At 40.6% G+C, this 4631-nt stretch carries 2 protein-coding genes; both read right to left on the bottom strand.

What is annotated here, in order from left to right:
- Positions 1 to 668 precede the first annotated feature (668 nt).
- The gene (locus NHH16_RS15025; protein WP_262070411.1) at positions 669 to 2270 is read right to left on the bottom strand and encodes a CHAP domain-containing protein; all 1602 of its coding nucleotides are present in this window, start codon (positions 2268 to 2270) and stop codon (positions 669 to 671) included.
- Between the two features lie 28 nt (positions 2271 to 2298).
- On the bottom strand, positions 2299 to 4631 hold a 2333-nt coding region (locus NHH16_RS15020), incomplete at its 5' end, for a VirB4-like conjugal transfer ATPase, CD1110 family (RefSeq protein ID WP_262070410.1).

The raw sequence follows: 4631 nt of genomic DNA, 5'->3' as shown, positions 1-4631 counted from the left end.
TTTTATGAGAGGAATGCTTTTCTGTTTTCTGGGCGTATGATTATAAGTCACTTACTTTTTATCTTATTTTCGGTTCAGACACAGTACGTATAAAACCACATTTAAATGTATAGTTAGCTTCGTGTGACCGTTCACCTATTAATGGCAACCAGTTTGTGAATTTAATGTTGTGTTGCATTTAGTCTGAGATACTGTGCACTTAGCACTAGGGCATTCTTTCGAACAACCTGTTACAACACTTCCAATTACAATAGTCCAACAGTTTACACCTGTAACACTTGCTGGATTAGCGCCTTGATCGTCATTACCTTCACCCTGTAAATTTAACTCGAACTCATCATAATTACTCGTATTTTACCTCCTAAAACTTTTATTACCCTTTTTATATTTATACACGTTTTTTTTGACTTTAAAATATAATGTAATTATTACCAATGAAAATGTAATTATTAAGAACTACAATTTTTGATCCGATGGAAGTTATACGCAATACTGTAAAGTTAACTGCAAGTTATATTCCCTTCAAGTATTAATCTAGTAGATACTTGAAAGGAATTCGCAAAATAATAAGTCATAACTTACTCCTAGAGAATAAAGGATTTTATGATTAATATACTATAGCACTAGATACTAGTAAGACATCCTTTATCTCATCTTCTATTTAGATATCATATACACGAAGACAATTGAGATATAATCTGCAAATCTTTCCATACTTCAAAACTTCCTCTCTTATCACTCCTAACCACTCTTGACCGCCACTCTGGATGAAAGCTAGTCGGATGCTTGCTCGTTCCGTACCAAGAATCCTTATCTACAACAAACTCCACCACGCAAGCACCATCTTTGTGACCGTATTCATTACACCCTGGATCACTTTGATTCTTAATATCTCCCACCACAGTCTTTATTACCTCCCCATTTGCTAACGTCCAGTCGATATAATCACCCACTTGTCCAAACTTTGTGGTGCAGGCAATTACGTAGCGACCATCAATGATTCCAAACCCGTCTTTATCAAAGCGCATACCTGCCGTCTCTCGCAGCTGATATTGCTTAGAGCTAGGCGATGTAATTGTCTGCCACCCCATATAGCTATAGACGGTACCATAGGGTTCTGGTATCTCGACACTATTATTCTCAGGATAGTCAGGACATGCAAATCCACTTATGCTACTGGTCTTTCTCGAATAAAGGTTATTAGTCACTTGGCTTGCCGTATGATAAGGAATTCCTGTCGAGCTTCCACTATTTCCCTCAATCGTCTCTATCTGGTCTTTGCTTTCGTCATAGGACACTACCAGTCCAATGTGGCTCATACCATTTTCAAAGTAGACAAAATCCCCAGCTTTTGGTTTGTAGCCACTTTCCTTTGTATGATATTGATTCCGCACCTTAAACCAAATGCGACTATTACTTACGGACGCGGTCTTAGGGATAATCTGCTGTTCAATATACCCACATTCTTTTCCACACCAGGACAAAAAGATTGCGCACCAATCTGCATTCATGTCGTACCACTCTTTATACTTCTTTCCTCCTATATTTCTTGAAGCCATTGCATACTCTTGTCTAGCCACCTGTACAATCGCTTCGGCTCCACTTCCCTGATTCTCTGTTACGCCAAGCACCGCTGCGATTACGGTGGCCATAACAACTAGGGCTATAATCGTGGGAACTAGAAGCACCGCTAGAGCTGAGGTTGCTCCTGTCACAAGGGTCGTAACTGCCGTTGCAATTCCAGCAGCGCGTGCTGTTTGATTCTCTGAATGATTATTTTCCTCTATCTGAAGAACACGTAAGTTCTCTTGATTCTTTCGCTCCCATTCCTTGCCCGCCAAATGCTCTTTAAACTTATTCGCACTCCTTTTTAACGCCTCACTTCCTACTCCACCCGCCCCCGCGCTAATCCCTTTACTGATTCCCTTTGCTGTTGATTTTTTGGAATTGCTTATCGCTTTCTCAGATATTCCTGTCGTAGGTAACTTTGACTTAGAGACAGTTGTTAATTCCCGGCTTTGTGGTATTCGGCTTTGCTTTCTATAGGTTTCTTTCTTCCTCCTACTAAGCCGATTCCACTTCCTGAGTTCTTTAGGATTTAAACGATTCTTGATACCTCGATCTTGCTCTTCGTATTCTCTATCTGTTTCATTCAGGCTATTTAAACTATGATTAAAAGCATGGCTAGCCTTCGAAACCGCTAGTAGCTCTGAAAGAATTAACTTTTTTTCTACTTCTATCTTCGTTTCTCGTTCTTTATTGATCTGCATATAGTTCCTTTCCAATCAAAAAAAGCCGCTACTCTAAGCGACTTTCTTTGGTTTGCTTCTCAGCCTTTGCTAAAAAATTAGTGTCAAATAGATCAAACAGAGGATTGTTTCGGTTGATCTCGCCATCTAAAAGGATGACTTTCTTCCCCCAGACCATAACCCCGTGGCCTGGCTTTTCTTCTGTAAGACTTAAAAACTCCGTAGTACTTAATTCCTGTATTTCTGCAAGAGCTGCAGCGTCCACCCCGCCCTGATCAAAAAAGCATTTGTATTCACAATTGGAGAACACATCCCGGAGATCCGGATTTTCTATGGCTCGCTTTAAGTTCTGTAGGGCTAACGTGCATATACCACCATATTTCCGGAAGGTGACCACGCTTGATAAAAGCATTTTGGCACTGGTCGGGCGCTGACATACCACTTGCGCTTCATCCACAATAAAGTGAGTCGCCCTTTGAATGGATTGGTTATACTCCATCCTTGTGGCTAGGAAATTCATGATGGTTCCCATGACCGGTTCCCACATATACTCCGGTACATTTTTTATGCCAAAGCAGGTAAAGCGATTATCGATTTGAAAATTAGTCGCTTTTGAGAACATGTTGTACTTTCCTTCCGTGTACTCTTCTAAAGAATTGTAGATGACCCGGATGAGTTCCTGATCTCCTGCTGTGGTCGCTTTCTCCATCTCTTGCTTTAACTTATTCCGCAAAATCCGAAGGGTTGGTTGGTTCTTTAAGTTCTTCCTACTAAAGGCATCGTTATACATGAGCCTTACGCAACGGCCGATAATAGAGATATGTTCCTGAGTAACGGTTATATTGTTCATCACCGCTTCACAAAACATGGTGGCATATGTGGTCATATCGGTAACAAAGGCGCTTTTGGTATTTTCATCCCCATAGAAGACTTCCGCTGGGATCTCAAATCCGTTCATATATAGATTGCCTTTTGGAGAAAAGTCTAGATACTGGCCACCAAACTGAGGGCAGACAAGAGACATCTCATCTTGAGGATCAATCATCATCACATCATCGTCTGTAGCTAACAAGGTCTGAGCGATTTCTGTCATCTTGATACTGGTCATGGACTTGCCGCTCCCTGTATGACCTACGATGATTCCGTGGGGGTTTTTGAGTTTTTTTCGATTTGCTATCACTGCACGCTTGGTGGTTTTATTAAGACCGTAGAGAAAACCATTCTCCTCCTGAATGTCTTGGGCGTAATAAGGTTGGAAAGCAATCACTGAACTGGTTAGAAAGTTGCGCATATGGTTCACCTGTCGTCCCCCATAGGGCAAGGCCGTGTGCAAGGCTTTTAATTGCAAGAAATCATAGGTATCGAACAAGACGCCTTGTTCCCTTCCTATGCTCATTACACTCTTCATTCTCATGGCTAGTTTATCTTCTGTTTCAGCCGTCAACACCACAAGTAAACCAAGAAAGAAGCCGTTCTCACTGTTTGCATCCACTTGATCTCGGTAACTTTCTAATTCATCCTTCGCCTTCTCTTTTCGATAGGAAGGAGAAAGACTCTTTCTACCAGCTTTTGCTTTGGCGTCCATCTCCTCTTCAATTGCTCGTTCATTATTGGTATGAGCTGATGCAAGCTTATCTTTTAACGTGGTCCGGTCAACGGGAGCATAATCAAGAGTAACCATGCTAGGATACCCTAACTTAGAGATGTTATGCATGATCTCGTCACTAATAGAAGAGGAAAAATCGTGACCAAAGAGAACGGTTATGTATTGTTCCCCAATTCTCATAAAATTACGCTCTTGTTCAAGACTAGCTGGTAATACCGTATTGCGTAGGTCGCCATTCTGAAGATATTTAGAAAAGCTTTCTAAGTTATTCTCTTCACAGAAGAAAAAGGATCTTAATGCCATAAACCTTTCTTTCGCATCAAGGCGATGAAGGTTACTACCCCAAGCCTTAAAGTTATTCATTAGCATGGTGTCTAAGGTATTAAAGTAACTTTTCGCATCCTCAAAAGTAGATGCTTTACAAGTAATCGTCAAGTAGTTTACCTGATGAATATCTGCATTATCGCTAATTAGCTTTTCTTCCTTCCAACTATCAATTCCTTCTTTAATTAGAGGATGCTGATCTCCGTTTCGGTAATGGAATATGCGTTCTAAATACTCTTTCATATTCCGGTACTCATTTGCTTTTGTAAGTTTAAAATCAACATTCATTGAATTCAGCCACTTCATAAGGCTCTGTAAGATTGCCTCCTTCTCTTCCTCATTCTTATTGGTATAATTCATATCCTCGAAAACATAACATCTATCGTAAAGCGTTAGGTTATCGCCTGGCTCTAGTTTAAAGATTCCATTCTGGCGATACTCTGTGATGTTAA

This window comes from Ohessyouella blattaphilus, from assembly GCF_024721265.1.
GTDB classification, from domain to species: domain Bacteria; phylum Bacillota; class Clostridia; order Lachnospirales; family Lachnospiraceae; genus Aequitasia; species Aequitasia blattaphilus_A.
Note: the sequence above shows the minus strand (reverse complement) of the source record. Positions and strands in the feature narration are given on the sequence as shown.

What these genes read in the sequence shown, in the direction of transcription:
- NHH16_RS15025 (WP_262070411.1), bottom strand. Translation starts at nt 2,270, where the DNA reads ATGCAGATCAATAAAGAACGAGAAACGAAGATAGAAGTAGAAAAAAAG.